Raw genomic sequence first — 15195 nt, forward strand, 5'->3', positions numbered from 1 at the left:
GAACCGGGCGTTGTCAGTGGCGGCCTATAGCGTGCGCGGACCGATTGACGCGACACGATGGGGGATCCACGGATGGAGTTCCGGATCGAGCGAAGCGCCCTCGCCGAGGCTGTGGCCTGGGCGGCCAGGTCGCTGCCCACGCGTTCACCCGTCCCCGTACTGGGCGGCCTGCTGCTGGACGCGAGGGACGGCCGGCTGCGTATTTCGGGCTTCGACTACGAGGCATCGGCCCGCATCGAGGTCCCGGCGGAGACGCTGAGCGCCGGTCAGGTGCTCGTGCTGGGGCGCAGGCTGCTGGACATCTGCCGGGTGCTGCCCGAAGCGATGGTGGAGTGCGCGCTGGAGGGCTCGCGCTTCACGATGGAAGGGGGCGGCACGCGCTTCGGGCTGTCGACCTTGTCCACCGCGGACTACCCGACGCTTCCCGGACTTCCCGCCGTTCGCGGGATGGTGGATGCGGCGGAGTTCGCGACGGCAGTGGCGCAGGTCGTGACAGCCGCGGGCCGCGACGATTCCCTCCCGGTGCTCACGGGGATTCAGCTCCGGTTGGACGGCGAGTCGATGACCCTGGCCGCTTCGGACCGGTACCGGTATGCCGTGCGTACGGTGCCTTGGAAACCGGAGGCGGTGGGTTCCGAAGCGGTGGGTTCCGGCGTGGTGGAGGCAATGGGTTCCGATGCGGTGGAGGTGGTGGTTCCCGGCCGCAGGCTGACGGAGATCTCCCGTGCGCTGGCGAAGTCCGGGCTGATGCGCATCGGGCTGAACACCGGGGGCGGCAAAGGCGGATCGAGCGGCGAAGGCGGTTCAGGTGGCTCGGGCGGCGGCTTGATCGCCTTCGAGGGCGCCGGGATGCGTACGACTCTGCGGCTGCTGGAGGGGCGGCTGCCGCGCTACGACAAGTTGTTCACACTGGACAGCCCGGCCGTCGCGGTCACGCAGCGGGAGGCGCTCGCCGACGCGGTCCGCCGGGTCGCGGTCGTCGCGGAGCCGAACAGCCCGATCCGGCTCGACTTCTCCGCCCGGGGAACGGTCCTCCTGCAAGCGGGGTACGAGGACGACATCGCCTCACAACAGCTCGCGGCCACATTGACCGGCGCCGATGACATGGCAGTCGCCTTCAACCCCGTGTACTTGCTGGAAGCCCTCACCTCCTTCAACGCCTCGCACGTGCGCCTTGAGCTTCTGGGACCGGGCCAGCGGACGCTGCTCAGTGGCGCGGCGGACGGGGATGACACCGCGCTTGAGGACCACCGCCATCTGCTCATGTCTGTACGGCAACTGAGCTGACGGTTTGACGGAGCGACGGGCTGACGGGCTGACGGACGCATGGAGCCCCCCATGGAATCGTCTAGGCGACCACGATTGGTTGATTCTTGGACGATACGGTGGGAGGCGTCGTGACCATCGCAGAGCACTCCCCCGCCCGTCTCGCCCTCACACCGCTGCGTGAGGCACGCGAGCGCTTCCTCGATGGGCGCCCGCTGCCCGACGGCGTACCGGACGAGGTCGTCGCCGCGTGGCGGCGCGCCCGGTTCTACGGTGTGCCGCACGACCTGCGGGAGCCCCTGACGTCCTCCCCGGGCGCTCATTCCGAGTCGCCTCTCCTGACCGCGGCCCGTCCCCTGCTCGAACGGCTCGCCCCCGCGCTCGGCACCGGACGGTCCTCGCTCGTACTCACCGACGAGCGACCGCGGGTGCTCTGGGTGACCGGGAGCGAGCCCGGGGATGAGCTTGGGGAGGCGCTTGGGGACGCGCTGGGGAAAGGGTTCAGGGACCGGTCCCGTGACGGGCTCGGGGACTGGTCCGGTGACAGGCGGCGCGTCGGCCTGTCCGAGCAGGAGGTGGGTCACAACAGCGCGGCTCTCGCGTTGCGCACGCGCCGCCGTGCCGAGGTGCACGGGCCCGAGCACTTCCTCGACCTGTGGCAGGAGGTGTCCGCGGTCAGCGTTCCCGTGCTGGCGCCGGAGACCGGACAGGTACTCGGCACGGTGACGGTCGCCTCCGGGCTCTGCACCGGATGCGGACCGCATCCCGGAGCAGCACTCGCGGAGGCAGCCACCGCGGCGGTGGAGGCCGAACTCCTCGCGCGGTCACGGGCGGTGGAGCGGGCGCTGCTCGACGCCTATCTCGCAGCGGCCCGGCCGCAGACGCCCGCCACCGTCGCGCTCGACGGGCGCAACCGCCTGATCAGCGAAGCGGCCGAGCAACTGCTGTCGCCGGAGGCCCTGGAGACCCTGGAACGGGGCACGGCGTCGATGCTGCGGCAGGGACTTGACGCCGTCCCGCAGCCGTACGGCATCCAGCTGCCCGAGGGGGCCGGATGCACCGCCGAGATCACTCCCGTACGACATCTGGGTGCCGTGATCGGCGTGGTCGCCGTCCTCGAACCGGCCACGGCCGCACCCGCCCGGCCCTCGCCGCCTCCGCCGGTCACCCTCGCCGGACGTTCCGTCCCCTGGCGGCACACGGTCGGCCGGGCGACGGAGCTGGCCCGGACCCGCGAACCGCTGCTCCTGACCGGTGAGCGCGGGACGGGGAAGACCCTGCTGGCACGGGAGCTGTCGGCCGGGGGCGCACTGTCGACCGTGGATGCGGCAGAAGGCGTCACCGAAGGTGAACTCACCGTCGTCTGCAGAGAGTTGACCGACGGTCGACCCAACCTCCTGCGTCACGCCGAGCGCCTCGACCCCTCTGACATCGCCTCCCTGAACTCACTCCTCGACGAGCACCCGAACGTCCCCCTGCTCATCACCTACACACCCGGATCGCCACCCGGACCCTGTCTCCAGCGGCTCCTGGACACCCTGGCCGCCCGCTCGGTCGCCCTCCCGGCGCTGCGCGAACGCCCGGACGACATCAGGGCGCTGCTCCAGGAGCTGGCCCCCAAACCCGCGCCGGGACAGCCGCCGCTCACCTGGACGCGGGACGCGCTGCGCGCCCTGGAACAGCACCCCTGGCCCGGCAACATCACAGAACTCGCCCACCTCGTACGGGCGTTGGCAGAGCAGCGTCGAGTGGCGGGACCGGTGCGGCGGGACGAACTGCCCGATCCCGTACGGGAAGGGCCCGCGGCGCGGCGCCTCAGCCCCGTGGAGCATGCCGAGCGCGCAGCGATCCTGGAGGCACTGCGTCGTCACGGCGGCAACAAGGCCCGCGCGGCGGTCGCGTTGGGGATCGGCCGGGCGACGCTCTACCGAAAACTGCGGGGCTATCGGGGCTGAGCGGAGCAATTGAATCCACGCGCAGTGGAACGGCTCACCTCTGCGCCGCTTCCGTTGCTCCTCCACCGATGCACGAATTACCCTTATTTCACGCGTTCGTTCCTGCGCACGCGTTCGTCCATGAGCGTGTTCGTCCATGAGTGGTTTCGTTCATTCGCGCAATCGCGGGCACGCATGGCAAGCAATCACGGGGGAAACATTGAAGGTCCGACTACTGGGTCCCTTAGAACTGACGGACGACCTCGTCACGCTCCGGATACCCGGCGAGAAACTCCGGGCGACCATGGCCGCACTCGCACTGTCACCGAACCGACCGGTCTCGCGCAGTGATCTCATCGACGAGTTGTGGGGCGAGGATCTCCCGCGCAATGCGGAGAACTCCCTGCATGGTCATGTCGCCCGACTTCGCCGCATCATCGACACGCATACCGGAAAGGACAATCTGCGTGACCTGATTCAGACCTCGAGTTTTGGATATATGCTCGCGCTCCCGGAAAACGACATCGACGCAGCGCTGTTCTGCCAACTCACCCGGCAGGCCGCGGGGTTGTACCGGACCGCGCCCACGCAGGCGCTTTTGCTCCTCACCCGGGCCCTCGCCCTGTGGCGCGGCCCCGCACTCCTCGACACGGGGCAGGGCCTGATCAGCCGCATGGCCTACACCCGGCTCACGGAGACCCGGCTCGCGGCGTACGAGTACTACTTCGACGCCGCGCTCCTGCTGGACCTGCACCGCGAGATCATCACCGAGTTGCATCCGCTGCACGATCGCTACCCGCTGCGGGAGCGGTTCTGCGAGCAGCTGATCAGCGCGCTGTACCGCTCGGGACGGCAGGCCGAGGCGCTCGACGTCTACCACCGCACCCGGCGGCGGCTCGCCGACAGTCTCGGGCTTGAGCCCGGTGACGCGCTGCGCGAGCAGTTCGAGAAGGTGCTGCGCCGTGAGCCGTTGACGGTCTGAGACACCCGCCGGCCGTCGACGGTCCGCCCCCGCGACCACCGTTGACGGTTGACCGTCCGCCCCGCCACCGCCGTTGACGGTTGACCACCCACCTGCCAACGCCGTCGACGGTTGACCGTCCGCCCCCAACAACGCCGTTGACGGCCTGCGGCACTCCCGCATCCCAGGGCGGGCGTCACGGCCCCTTGCCGCCCGCCCGTCACCGGGCGGCAACACCCCACGCTCACACCGACTTGGTCACGCGCAACAGTTGCCAGACCGCGCTCGCCCGCGCCCGCCCATGGAAGGCCAGGTATTCGGGAAGCACCAGGTCGGGGCCCCACTTCTCCTTGTAGGCCAGCTGGCCGGCGGCCGGGTACACGGACTCCCCATGTGCGGCGAGGAAGCGCAGAAAGCGGCCGGTGAGCGCGCTGGCCGTGGCCGCCTCGTGCTCCTCGGACAGCCCGGTGAACGGGGTGAACCCGAAGTGCAGCCACTGTGCACCCTCGGCCCGAAGCGTATCCAGCGCCCGCACGTTGACCGCTTCCAGCAGGCCGGGCACACCGCCCGGCACCCGGCGGCTCAGATCGTGCAGCCACCCGGAGCGGGTGCCGTACGCGGGGACGTACGAGATGTAGGCGACGACCCGCCCCTCGACACGGCCCACGAAGAGCCGGCGTTCGGCCTGCGCCGGGCCGCCCAATTCGCCGATGAGGAACTCGATCTCCTTCACATGGCGCCCCTTGGCCCGCAGCCACTCCCGGTCGACCGCGCCCACCTCGTCGCTCAGCTCACCGAGTTCCGCCTCACACACCTCCAGGCCGCCGCGCCGGGCCCGGGAGATCTTGTTGCGCAGCTTCACGAAGCGCGAGCCCTTGAGAGTGAACTCGGGCAGGTGGAGGGCGTAGGAGCTGCCGATCTGGTTCACCGTGAATCCCGAGCGGGCGTAGAGGTCGGCGTCGGCGCGCTGGAGTTGCACGGCGGCGACCTTGCGGCGGTTCTCACGCGCGAATTCCAGGAAGGCGCCCAGAAGTTCGGGGCGGTCCGGCTCTGCGGCGAAGGGGCCGCCGAATTGGATCAGATGACGGCCCGCCCTGCGGAACACCACCACACCGAGGGTTCCGGGCCGGGTGAAGTACTCGTTCCCCGAGTTGAGGGCGAGGAACGCGCTGGGATTCTCCGCACAGGCGCGCAGCGCGAACAGGACCGTGTCGTACGCGGTCGTCCGCGATGTGACCGTCTCCCGGGCCATTGACATTTACCGTCCCCCTGTCGTCCGCCCACTCCCCAACCTTGCGCACGGTCCTTCGATGCCGCTGAAACGCCCGTCTCCGTCCCGTGTCAGGACCTTCTCAGCGCCGGCTGCGAGTTTGTCGAAACCAACGTTCGACCCATGCTCAAGTACACCGTCCGGATCAATTCCCGGGCGGAAGGAAAACGGGGGCCGGTGTGACCGGAATGCAGGCGAAGACGCGTGCTTCGCTTGGGGCAGGTGAAGTGAAACTCGGTGCGGGGGCGCGGACTTACGGCTCGTACATCGACGGGAAGAACATCGCGGAAGACCAGTGGGTGTACGTCGTCGACGCGGCCGCGCTGCTGGACGACGCGTTCAGCAGCCTGACGCTCAAGCGCAAGCTGGAGAAGGGATACGTGCCGGCACGGGAGTTGCCGCCCTCGATCGTCGGGCGGGTCGCGAAGGCGGGCCCCCAGACGGTGCAACTGGCCCTGGAGGCGGCCGCGGAGGCCGCGCCCGAGTGGGGCGCCACACCGCTGGACGTCCGGCTCGACCGGATGTGTGCGCTGCTGCACCGCCGGATCGCCGAACGGGCCGACGAGATCGAGGAGATCCTGGTCCAGGAGGGTCACCCGCGGGTGCTCGCCCGCTGGCAGGTCTCCGGCATGCTGGAGTGCTGGGGTCCCGAGTCCGTCGGTTTCTATCATGCGCAACTGCACCAGGAGTTCCGGCACGGCGCCCGGGAGATCTCCGTGCGCCGCAGGCCGGACGGTGTGGTCTGCCTGAACCCGCCGCAGAACGCCCCGATGGCCAGTGCCCTGCTCGGCGTGCACGCGATCTTCGCGGGCAACGCCCTGGTCGTACGCGCCCCACGAAGCGGTCCGTTGGGTGTCATGTACGCACTGCAGGAGCTGGTGGCCCCGGTGCTGGCGGAAGTGGGGGCTCCGCCCGGCACTCTCGGGGTGGTCTGCGGCGATCCCGGTCCGATGCTCAATGCCTGGCTGGCGAGTCCGCTCGTCGACGACATCATGTACTTCGGCAGCAGCGAGGCCGGGATCCGCTTCCAGGAGCGGTGCGTGGCCGCCGCGAAGAAGCCGATCCTCGAACTCGCCGGCAACGACGTGGTGACCGTCTGGAAGGACGCCGACGTCGAACTGGCCGCCGAGGCGCTGACCGAGGGCTTCTTCGGCTCGGGCCAGCTGTGCATGATCCCCAACCAGGTGCTGGTCCACCCCGATGTGGCCGACCGGCTCCTGGAGGAGCTGATCCGGCAGACGCGGCGCATCCGGCCCGGACACCCGGGCGACGAGGGCGTACTGCTCACACCGGTGCTGCGCAACGAGAAGTTCTTCTCCTGCCTCGACGAGGCGCTGCTGCACGGCGCCGAGCTCGTCTGCGGCGGCCATGCGATGCGGGTCGACGGCACCCGGGACGGCGCCGGCATCTTCCTGGAGCCCACCGTCGTGCTGGTCCGCGGCCTGACCGACGCCCGGCGGATGACGGCCGTACGCCATGAGACGTTCTTCCCGCTGCTGCCGGTGATCGTCGCCGAACCGGACGACGACGAACGGCTGTTGAAGCGGTTCATCGGCTTCGTCAACAGCAACGGCTACGGTCTGCGCAACTCGCTGTGGGCCTGCGACCGCACGGTGATCGACCGGTTCGTCGACCGCGTCACCGAGGGCGGGCTGCTGAAGGTCAACGACTCCCACATCGGCTTCCTGCCCTATCTGCCCTCGCACGGTGGCACCGGTCTGACCGGCGGCGTGTTCGGGGAGGCCAACTACCCGACCCTGCGCACCACCCATGTGCAGGGCGTGAGCGTGGCACCGGCCGGAATCCGCCCCCGCGACGCCGTCTTCGGCACGGGGCGAAGGTCTGCCTGACACACCGGGCGAAGGCCTGCCCCCTACGGCGCCCGATGGCTGATCCGGCCTGGCCCACCAGAGATCCAACATGCCTCAGACACACGCGAGTCACGAGAGTTCGAGGACATTCATGCGTTCCATGCACCATGCCCGGGGGATCTGCGAGTCGTTCCTCCCCGGCCTGCTCGACAAACTCGAATTGATACCACTGGCGGAAAGGGAGGCGCCGGGCAGTCCGGCGCTCGACCACTTCCGGGCCTGTGGCGGCCCGGGGCTTGTCATTCCGAAGACCTACCAGGGCGGCGGCGCCGACCCACTCCAGGCGCTCGCCGTCGTCCGCGCGGTCGGCGCGGTGTCGCCGTCGCTGGCCGTGGCGACGACCATGCACCACTTCTCCGTCGCCACCCTGTTCACCCTCGCCGACAGTGTCAAGAGCAGCGGCATGGAGTGGGCGCTGCTCGAAGGCATCGCGGAGCAGCGGCTGTTGGTGGCCTCCGGCTTCGCCGAGGGCCGGCCGGGGCAGGGCATTCTCGCGCCGACGGTGCAGGCCCGGCCGGTGGACGGCGGCTACCTGGTGAGCGGCAGCAAGAAGCCGTGCAGCCTGTCCGCTTCCATGGACCTGCTGACGGCGAGCGTGGCGCTGCCCACCGAGGGCGACGGCACGGAACTGGCCGTGCTGCTGCTGCCACGGCTCACCGAGGGCATCAGCGTCCACCCGTTCTGGAAGAGCTGGGCACTGGCCGGGGCGGAGAGCGACGAGGTGCGACTGTCCCATGTCTTCGTCGACGAGCAGCTGTTGATGCGCACCGCGGCGGCCGATCCCGGTGAGCTGGACGAACTGCAGACGGTGGGCTTCCTCTGGTTCGAGCTGCTGATCTCCGCCTGCTACCTGGGCGCGGTCAGCGCTCTGGTGGAGCGGGCACTGGCCCGGGAACGCGGCAGTGTGCCGGAGCGCGCGGCACTGGCGACCCGGCTCGAAGCGGCGCAACTGCTCCTGGAGAACGTGGCCCGCATGCTGCGCGACGGCGAGACCGGCAACGAGGCGCTCGCCAAGACGCTGGTGGCCCGCTACGCCGTACAGGACGCCCTCGGCGACGCGGTGCCCCGAGCGGTCGAGATGCTCGGCGGCATGGCCTTCGTCACGTCGTCCGAGGTCGCCTACCTCGCCGCCGTCTCGCACGCACTCGCCTTCCATCCTCCGTCCCGGGCGAGCTTCGCCGCCCCGTTCCTGGAGCACGTGGCGGGGCAGCCGCTGCGGCTGGCGTGAGGTAGGCGACTGATGACACTGGCACCGCCCGAGACGACCCGCGAGGCACTCGGCCGCCTGTACCGGACCCGGCTGAGCAAAGGCCGCGCGACCCTGGGCGAGATGTTTGGCGGCCACGTAGAAATCGCCTCCCAGGGGGCGTGGGTCACCACATCCGATGGCAGTCGTTTCCTCAATTGCGGCGGCTACGGCGTCTTCCTGACCGGCGCCCGGCACCCCACCGTCCTGCGGTACGTGACCGAACAACTGCACACCCACCCGGTGGCCACCCGCCTCTTCCTGGAACCGCAGGCCGCGCTGGCCGCCGACGAACTGGTGGCAGTGGCGCCGCCGGGCCTGGAGCGCGTGCACTTCGCGGGTTCCGGAGCCGAGGCCGTGGAGGCCGCGATCAAGGTGGCCCGCACCCGGGGCAGGACCCGGCTCGTCGCGATGGCCGACGGCTACCACGGCAAGACGATGGGCGCCCTGAGCCTCACCGGCAGGGACGTCTTCCAGGCGCCCTTCCGCCCTCTGCTGCCCGACACGACCCACATCCCGTACGGGGAGGTGGAGCCGTTGCGCGAGGTGCTGGCCGCCGCTCCCGGCGAGGCCTGCGTCTTCGTCGAGCCGGTGCAGGGCGAGGCCGGGGTGGTCGTCCCGCCGCCCGGCTATCTGCGGGCCGTGGCCGACCTCTGCCGGGAGTACGGCGCGCTGCTCGTCCTCGACGAGATCCAGACGGGTCTGGGGCGGCTCGGCTCCTGGTGGGGCGCGGACGCCGAGGGCATCTCCCCGGACCTGCTGCTGACCGGCAAGGGGCTCGGGGGCGGGGTCGTCCCCGTCTCGGCGCTGCTGGCCACCCCGGAGGCGTACGCGACCTTCGACCGCGACCCGTATCTGCACACGTCGACGTTCTCGGGCGCCCCACTCGCCATGGCCGCCGTGCGGGGCGCCCTGGCGGCCCTCCACGACGACGAACTCATCGCACGAGCACGGGTGTTGGGCGAGGAGATCCTCAACGTACTGCGCCGGATCGTCCGCGGGCACTACGGCGCCGCGGTACGGGAGGTGCGCGGCCGGGGTCTGCTGCTCGGCATCGAGTTCGCGGATCCGGGCCCCGCGGGCGACCTGCTCATCGAGCTGATCCAGCACGGGGTGATAGCCAACCACTCCCTCAACTCGCATCTGGTGCTGCGCCTGACCCCGCCCGCCGTACTCACCCGCGGCGATCTCGACTTCCTCTACGAAGCGCTCGACCGGGCCTGCCGTGCGCAGTCCGCCCGCTATGGAAGGTGACAGACAGACATGCGAAACGCACAACTGACCGTACGAGCAGCGGGCGTCGAAGCCGACGCCGGATACGCGCGCATCACCGACTTCGCCCGCTACCCCGAACTGTCACCAGTGGTCCGTTCCGTGATGGTCCGTCAACTTGGTGGCGACGAGGAGCATAGTGACTGGGAGGTGTTCTTCCGCAACGGCATCCTGCGCTGGACGGAGGCCGACCGGTTCGATGCGGGGCGCCGGTTGATCACCTTCCGCCAACTCCACGGCGACTTCGAGGAGTTCACCGGCAGCTGGTCCGTCCGCCAGGACGGTGACGGCTGTCTGATCGACTTCGCCGCCGAGTTCGACTTCGGGATACCGAGCCTGGCGGGCATCCTCGACCCGGTCGCCGAGCGGGTGCTCAAGGAGACCATCGCGGCGGTGCTGGCGGGGCTGTTCGACAGTTCCGAAGTCGTGCCGCGGTCGACGACGTCCTCGCAACCCCCGGTGCGAGCAGCACAGACGGTGGTCGTCTGATGGACGCGAAGAACCTCTTCGAGACGCCCGTCACCTACCGGCTGATCCGCCTGGAGTACGCGCTCGGTCTGGTCGTCGCGTCCGCGTTCTTCCTCGCCCATGCCGACGGGGTCCGCTGGCCGGCGGCGATCGCGCTGTTCGTCTACATCGACCTGATCGGCTACATCCCCGGCGCGATCGTCCACCATCACGCCCGCGGGGCACCCATCTCCCGCACGTACTACGTGCTCTACAACGTCATGCACAGCCTGGTCACCCAGACGCTGGTGGCGCTCGCCTGGGTCTGGCTGTCCGGCGCGGAGTGGGCGCTGCTCGCCCTGCCGATCCATCTCTTCGGCGACCGGGCGCTGTTCGGCAATTTCCTCAAGCCGTTCGGCCTGGCCTTCGAGCCCGCGGCGGATCCGGCGTACGAGCGGTTCCGCCGGGAGTTCGCCGCAGGTGGCCGCCCGGCCCCGGTGGCCGAGATGCTCGACGCGAGGGTGACATGACCGACATGGCCACCGCGCCGCACCGGGATCGTACGGGCGTATGGCGATCCGTGGCCGGCGTGTCGGTGCTGACGTGCGGTGCGGCCGGGCAGGCCCACGGGGTCACGGTGAGCACGCTGGCCGTGGCCTCGCTGCGGCCGCTCATGGTGTCGGTGGCGCTGCGCCGCGGGAGCCGGGGACTCTCGGCGCTGCTGCGCTGCGGACTGTTCGCGGCCAATGGCCTGTCCGACCGACAGGCGGGCCTGGCGCGGCACTTCGCCCGCTCCGACCGCGCCGACGGCTGGGACCGCCCGGGCTCCGCCGGCCTGTGCGACGGCCGCACCTCCTGCGGTGCACCCCTGCTGCGGGACACCGTCGGCTGGCTGGAGTGCCGTGTGGAGCGCACCATCGCGGTCGGCGACCACGAACTGGTGCTGGCCCGTGTCCTCGCGGCGCGGGCCGGCGCCGGCCCGCCCCTGCTGACCACCGCAGACCTCGCCCCTACAGGAGTCCACGATGCAGACGCATGACCCCGCCACCCCTTCCGTATCGGCAGTTCCCGCCGAAGCCGACTGGGAGCGCGCGCCCTCGCTGGTCGACGGCGCGATGAATCTGGAGCTGACCGCCGCCTCCTGCGATCTGCGGTACTGGCTGCGCTCGGTCCCGAACGGCACGCTGCGCGGCCAGGTCCTGGGCCACGATCCGGGCGTGCGCCCCCTCGACGTCACCCGCGAACCGGGACCGCTGCACCAGGCGCTCACCCAGGAGCTGGCCTTCCGCTCGATCGCCGAGGAGAAGGCCACGCGGGCGATCGCGCATCTGGTCGCGCTGGCCCCGAGCGTCGAGACGATGGAGTTCTACGCCACCCAGCTCATCGACGAGGCCCGGCACGCGATGGTCTTCCGCAATCACCTGCGCGCGCTCGGCGTCGAGACCACCCCCCAGGCGCTCGGACAGCTCGCGGGCACCGACCGGAACGCGGTGCTGATCCCCCTCGAGGACCTCGGCCTCCATGTCCTCAGCTATCAGGGCGACTTCATCGGCGGTGTCGTCGTTCTGACCATCCTCGTCGAAGGTGTGCTGGCACCGGCGGCGGAACTCAGCGAGCGCAAGTGGCGGATCTTCGACCCGGCGGTCGCGGACATCGAGCGGGGCGCCGGCATCGACGAGATACGCCACCTCAGTGTCGGCAGCTCCATCGCCCGCGACCATCTCCTGGCCCACCCCGAGGACAAGCCCCGCCTTCTCGAACTCGTCCAGCGGGGGCAGGCGTTGTGGAACGACCTGCCCGTGGCCGACATGGTGCTGCGCCGCGAGATCCTCTTCCAGGAAGGCCTGGACAAGCATGCCGGCCTGGTCGGCGACTACGAGATCTGGCCGGGCCGGCGGTTGGTGGACACCACCGTCGAGGAGCGCATCGGGACCGCACTGGAGTGGTCCGAGACGATGCAGGTCCGGCGACTGGCGTACATGGGGCTCACGGACACGCCGTAGCGTGAACGTTGCTGTTCCTGTCGAGTCCGTTCGCCGTTCCTGACGCGCCCCTTCGCCGCCCGATCGCGCCGGTTCACCGTGCGACGGTGTCGACTCGGCGTGCGTGCCGTGTCAGCGCGCGGACGACCACGGACGCGGCCAGGGCATGACCCCGACTGTTCAGCCGACCGGGGTGCGGACCCCACAGACTCGCCAGGTCGAGCCCGTGCTGGTGGCTCATCAGGTTGATGTGCAGGGCTCCGTGATGAAGCGTCACCAGGCCGGTCCGCTCGACCAGTTGTCGCTGGCGTGCACGTGTCTCCTCCCGCTGCCCCGCGTGCGGCGGGTCTGACGAGGCCCGCTCGAAGGGGGTGATCACCACGGCGTCGCGGTAGGTCCCGCTCTTCAACGAGTCGAGGATGCGGGAGAGTTCGACCTCCAGGGCGTCGGCGTCGAAGGCCGGTGCGCGCAGCTCGGGTCCGCCGCACGACACCAGCGCGAGGTCGCCGCGGAAGACGAGGGCGTCCGCCAGCTGCCGGGAGCGCACCTCGAAGAGGAGCAGGTCCCGTCGGCCGCGCGCGATGCGGCAGGCCGCGCCGGGGTGCGCCGAGCGGAGTGCGGCGGCGACCCGGTCGCTCCAGCTCACGGAGCGGTATCCGGGCACGGCGGCGGAGCGGGCGAGCCGCGCCTCGTGCTCGCCGAGGATCACCGCGCGCCGCCAGGGCGTGCCGGCCAGCAGGTCCGCGGCCTCACCCGGGCGCAGACAGTGGGGGTCATGGTCCTCCCCCGCCAGTAGCCCTGGCCTGGGCGGTGCCTCAGTGTCGTCGGTCATCGTGCCCCCGCTGTCCGGTTGTGCAGGAGCCGGGCCCATGGCTCGGGCCGCTCGGTGCCCTCCGGCAGCCGTACCCGCACGGCCGTGTCACCGCTCTCCCGCGGGGTCCGGTCGAGTACGCCGAGCAGGTCGGAGGCATTGCGTCGCAGCAGATCCGCCAGCAGTGCGCGGTCCGCCGAGGCCAGGAGTTCGGCGACGGCCTCCGGGGCCACGGGGTCCAGCACCGGCGCACCCCCGGTCAGCACCTGACGTGCGGTGGCGGCCAACGCGGCTGCTTCCAGGGCCACTTCGGCGAGGGTCCGGTCGGGGACGGCGGCGCCCCGCAGATGGTCGTACGCTGCCTCCAGCGCGCTGGTGTCCATCACCTTCTTCCGGATGTGGCGAGGGCGCCGCCTTCCGGGCCTCACCTCCTCCCGCTCGCCCTGCACCCCCGCGAGTGCGAGGGTGATCAGCCGCCGGGTCCCGGCGGGCCCGAGATCCGGCAACTCGCCGACCAGGTCGACGACTTCGGGATCGCCTCCGCAGCGCAGGAACTTCTCGCCCGTGAGTTCCGCGAGCGCGGCGTGATCCGCGCTGCCCACGGCCCCGACGGCCTCCGGCCGCTCCGCCCGCAGTTCCCGCCCGTCCCGCAGCCGTACGACGACCCGGGCGCCCAGCCGCTTCGTCGCCCACCGGAAGTCGGTCTCGGGGGCGAGCCACGGCGGGGGCAGGACGTCGGCCGCCCGCTCGTCGGCCGCCCGCACCCACGCCTCCGCCCGTTTCCCGGCCCGGCGCAGCGCCTGGCCCAGGGGCGCGGTGGCGAGCAGTGCGGCCCGGCTCAGTTCGGGGTCGTGGACGGTGCGCACCTTCGCCGCCAGCTCCCATCGTTCGGGGCGCTCCACCGCGGGAGGCGCCAGGTCGGCGGGGAGCAGGGCGCCGGTGAGGAGGGCGGTGGCCACGTTGTACGGGAGGGAGAAGTTGAGCGCGGCGACACCGGAGCCGGGGCCGATGTCCGCCCCCCGTGCGGTCCGGTCGAGGCCGTGGGTGAAGAGGGAGCCCTCGACGACGACCTCCGCGATGTCGTCGGCGTCGATTCCCGCCGTGTGCAGGTCGACCGCGCAGTCGACGGCGGCGCTGGTGTACGCGCTGCCGGGGTGCACCTTGTAGGAGAGGGTCTCGGTGTGCCAGAGGGTGCCGAGTCCGGCGACGGCCTCCTCGGGCAGGGGCACCTCGGCAAACTGGTGCAGGAATCCCTGGGGGTGTTCCAGTACGTCGCCGGGTCCGCGCAGCCCCGCGTGCGCACCGTCGCAGGCGCTGAGCCCCGTCTGCAAGGGCGCGACCGCCGCGAACCCCTTGGCGTCGGTGGCGAGGAAGCCGCGGGCGAGGGGCCATGTCGGCACCGAGAAGGCGAGCCCGAGCGCGTCCGTCCAGGTCCCCGCGGGGGCCTCCTCCGCGCGCAGCCGTCCGGCGACCGCACCGGCGAGGTGGGTGTGTCCGGCGGCCTGGCCGCGGAAGGGGCCCAGGGTCGCGGCGGCGGTGATGCGGGCCGCCGTCTCGTTCGCGGCGAGGATCGCGGTGAGCAGCTGATGGCCGTCGAGGGCGAGCGGCGCCGCGTACGCCACGGGGACGGTGACGCAGGAGTGCGAGAGGTGTCCGGCGTACGCGGTGTCGTCGTAGTCGAGGCAGATGGCCGCCATCGCGAGCGAGACGGCGGCGCGCGCGGGGTCGTCGTGCAGCGGGCCGCCGTACGCCCGGACGATCCGACCGCCGAGCGGGTGCGCGTATCCGGCGCGGGCGGCGGCGAGTTGGCTGAGGAGCTGGCACTTGAGGTGGGCGACGACACGGTCGGGGGCGTCGCCCAGCTCCATGTCGCCGGCCCAGGCGGCGAGTTGCCCGATGAGGGTGGGCCGGGTCATGCCGTCGGCTCCCGGTCGCGGCCGCCGCCCTTGTCGGTCGCGCTTGCACCCGGGGTGGGCTCCGGGGCGGCCGGTCGGAAAACTGAGCAGCTCCGGGGAAGCATGGGTTTGTTCCCGCGCCCGCCGCCAGTGTCACAGCGAGTGTGTGCTGTCGCTCTGGCGGGCGAAAGCCCTTGCAGCGCGGCCAAGCGGGCCTTTGGCCGGTGTGGCCGGAGGGCG

At 71.1% G+C, this 15195-nt stretch carries 13 protein-coding genes and 1 pseudogene; 11 read left to right on the plus strand and 3 right to left on the minus strand.

Annotation, left to right across the window (positions count from 1 at the left end):
• Positions 1 to 72 precede the first annotated feature (72 nt).
• The 4 genes and pseudogenes from dnaN to AB5J56_RS07535 all read left to right on the plus strand — a co-directional run bounded on the left by dnaN (position 73) and on the right by AB5J56_RS07535 (position 4182).
• Positions 73 to 1287 carry a DNA polymerase III subunit beta gene (gene dnaN, locus AB5J56_RS07520; RefSeq protein ID WP_369231276.1) on the plus strand — a complete coding sequence of 405 codons (1215 nt, stop codon included), beginning with the start codon at positions 73 to 75 and terminating at the stop codon, positions 1285 to 1287.
• A gap of 110 nt (positions 1288 to 1397) precedes the next feature.
• Positions 1398 to 3221: a sigma-54-dependent Fis family transcriptional regulator gene (locus AB5J56_RS07525; RefSeq protein ID WP_369231278.1), complete on the plus strand. Its 1824-nt coding sequence runs from the start codon at positions 1398 to 1400 to the stop codon at positions 3219 to 3221.
• A 283-nt stretch (positions 3222 to 3504) separates the two neighbouring features.
• Positions 3505 to 3693 (plus strand): annotated as a pseudogene (locus AB5J56_RS07530) (winged helix-turn-helix domain-containing protein); the annotation flags it as partial.
• A 6-nt stretch (positions 3694 to 3699) separates the two neighbouring features.
• On the plus strand, positions 3700 to 4182 hold the full coding sequence (locus AB5J56_RS07535; protein WP_369242419.1) for an AfsR/SARP family transcriptional regulator: 483 nt from the start codon (positions 3700 to 3702) through the stop codon (positions 4180 to 4182).
• A gap of 223 nt (positions 4183 to 4405) precedes the next feature.
• On the opposite strand, the gene AB5J56_RS07540 is transcribed toward AB5J56_RS07535, so the two are convergent.
• Positions 4406 to 5419 (minus strand): bifunctional lysylphosphatidylglycerol flippase/synthetase MprF, encoded by a 1014-nt coding sequence (locus tag AB5J56_RS07540; protein ID WP_369231280.1) that lies wholly within the window; start codon positions 5417 to 5419, stop codon positions 4406 to 4408.
• 200 nt (positions 5420 to 5619) lie between these two features.
• Between AB5J56_RS07540 and AB5J56_RS07545 the strand changes: the two genes are divergently transcribed.
• The 7 genes from AB5J56_RS07545 (at position 5620) to AB5J56_RS07575 (ending at position 12270) form a co-directional block, all read left to right on the plus strand.
• Positions 5620 to 7281, plus strand: coding sequence for an aldehyde dehydrogenase (locus AB5J56_RS07545; protein ID WP_369242421.1), 1662 nt, complete (start codon positions 5620 to 5622; stop codon positions 7279 to 7281).
• 112 nt (positions 7282 to 7393) lie between these two features.
• Entirely contained in the window at positions 7394 to 8530 is a 1137-nt protein-coding gene (locus tag AB5J56_RS07550) for an acyl-CoA dehydrogenase family protein (protein ID WP_369231282.1), read from the plus strand.
• A 12-nt stretch (positions 8531 to 8542) separates the two neighbouring features.
• Entirely contained in the window at positions 8543 to 9802 is a 1260-nt protein-coding gene (locus AB5J56_RS07555) for an aspartate aminotransferase family protein (RefSeq protein ID WP_369231284.1), read from the plus strand.
• Positions 9803 to 9811: 9 nt separating this feature from the next.
• On the plus strand, positions 9812 to 10309 hold the full coding sequence (locus AB5J56_RS07560) for a type II toxin-antitoxin system RatA family toxin (RefSeq protein ID WP_369231286.1): 498 nt from the start codon (positions 9812 to 9814) through the stop codon (positions 10307 to 10309).
• The gene (locus AB5J56_RS07565; protein WP_369231288.1) at positions 10309 to 10797 is read left to right on the plus strand and encodes a hypothetical protein; all 489 of its coding nucleotides are present in this window, start codon (positions 10309 to 10311) and stop codon (positions 10795 to 10797) included. Before AB5J56_RS07560 ends, AB5J56_RS07565 begins: the two co-directional genes overlap by 1 nt.
• Positions 10794 to 11306, plus strand: a complete 513-nt coding sequence (locus tag AB5J56_RS07570; protein ID WP_369231290.1) for a flavin reductase family protein — start codon at positions 10794 to 10796, stop codon at positions 11304 to 11306. The genes AB5J56_RS07565 and AB5J56_RS07570 overlap by 4 nt, the downstream gene beginning before the upstream one ends.
• Positions 11293 to 12270 carry a VlmB-like protein gene (locus AB5J56_RS07575; protein ID WP_369231292.1) on the plus strand — a complete coding sequence of 326 codons (978 nt, stop codon included), beginning with the start codon at positions 11293 to 11295 and terminating at the stop codon, positions 12268 to 12270. Before AB5J56_RS07570 ends, AB5J56_RS07575 begins: the two co-directional genes overlap by 14 nt.
• A gap of 73 nt (positions 12271 to 12343) precedes the next feature.
• On the opposite strand, the gene AB5J56_RS07580 is transcribed toward AB5J56_RS07575, so the two are convergent.
• Together AB5J56_RS07580 and AB5J56_RS07585 are read right to left on the minus strand one after the other, a co-directional pair.
• On the minus strand, positions 12344 to 13081 hold the full coding sequence (locus AB5J56_RS07580) for an SGNH/GDSL hydrolase family protein (RefSeq protein WP_369231294.1): 738 nt from the start codon (positions 13079 to 13081) through the stop codon (positions 12344 to 12346).
• Positions 13078 to 14976: an MmgE/PrpD family protein gene (locus AB5J56_RS07585; protein ID WP_369231296.1), complete on the minus strand. Its 1899-nt coding sequence runs from the start codon at positions 14974 to 14976 to the stop codon at positions 13078 to 13080. The genes AB5J56_RS07580 and AB5J56_RS07585 overlap by 4 nt, the downstream gene beginning before the upstream one ends.
• Between the last annotated feature and the right edge of the window lie 219 nt (positions 14977 to 15195).

The sequence above is a fragment of the Streptomyces sp. R21 genome (assembly GCF_041051975.1).
Taxonomy (GTDB): Bacteria; Actinomycetota; Actinomycetes; order Streptomycetales; family Streptomycetaceae; genus Streptomyces.

Bases quoted from the DNA above. Each gene is read 5' to 3' on its own strand.
- dnaN (WP_369231276.1), top strand. From the start codon at position 73: ATGGAGTTCCGGATCGAGCGAAGCGCCCTCGCCGAGGCTGTGGCCTGG.
- AB5J56_RS07535 (WP_369242419.1), top strand. From the start codon at position 3,700: ATGCTCGCGCTCCCGGAAAACGACATCGACGCAGCGCTGTTCTGCCAA.
- AB5J56_RS07540 (WP_369231280.1), bottom strand. From the start codon at position 5,419: ATGTCAATGGCCCGGGAGACGGTCACATCGCGGACGACCGCGTACGAC.
- AB5J56_RS07545 (WP_369242421.1), top strand. From the start codon at position 5,620: ATGCAGGCGAAGACGCGTGCTTCGCTTGGGGCAGGTGAAGTGAAACTC.
- AB5J56_RS07550 (WP_369231282.1), top strand. From the start codon at position 7,394: ATGCGTTCCATGCACCATGCCCGGGGGATCTGCGAGTCGTTCCTCCCC.
- AB5J56_RS07555 (WP_369231284.1), top strand. From the start codon at position 8,543: ATGACACTGGCACCGCCCGAGACGACCCGCGAGGCACTCGGCCGCCTG.
- AB5J56_RS07560 (WP_369231286.1), top strand. From the start codon at position 9,812: ATGCGAAACGCACAACTGACCGTACGAGCAGCGGGCGTCGAAGCCGAC.
- AB5J56_RS07565 (WP_369231288.1), top strand. From the start codon at position 10,309: ATGGACGCGAAGAACCTCTTCGAGACGCCCGTCACCTACCGGCTGATC.
- AB5J56_RS07570 (WP_369231290.1), top strand. From the start codon at position 10,794: ATGACCGACATGGCCACCGCGCCGCACCGGGATCGTACGGGCGTATGG.
- AB5J56_RS07575 (WP_369231292.1), top strand. From the start codon at position 11,293: ATGCAGACGCATGACCCCGCCACCCCTTCCGTATCGGCAGTTCCCGCC.
- AB5J56_RS07580 (WP_369231294.1), bottom strand. From the start codon at position 13,081: ATGACCGACGACACTGAGGCACCGCCCAGGCCAGGGCTACTGGCGGGG.
- AB5J56_RS07585 (WP_369231296.1), bottom strand. From the start codon at position 14,976: ATGACCCGGCCCACCCTCATCGGGCAACTCGCCGCCTGGGCCGGCGAC.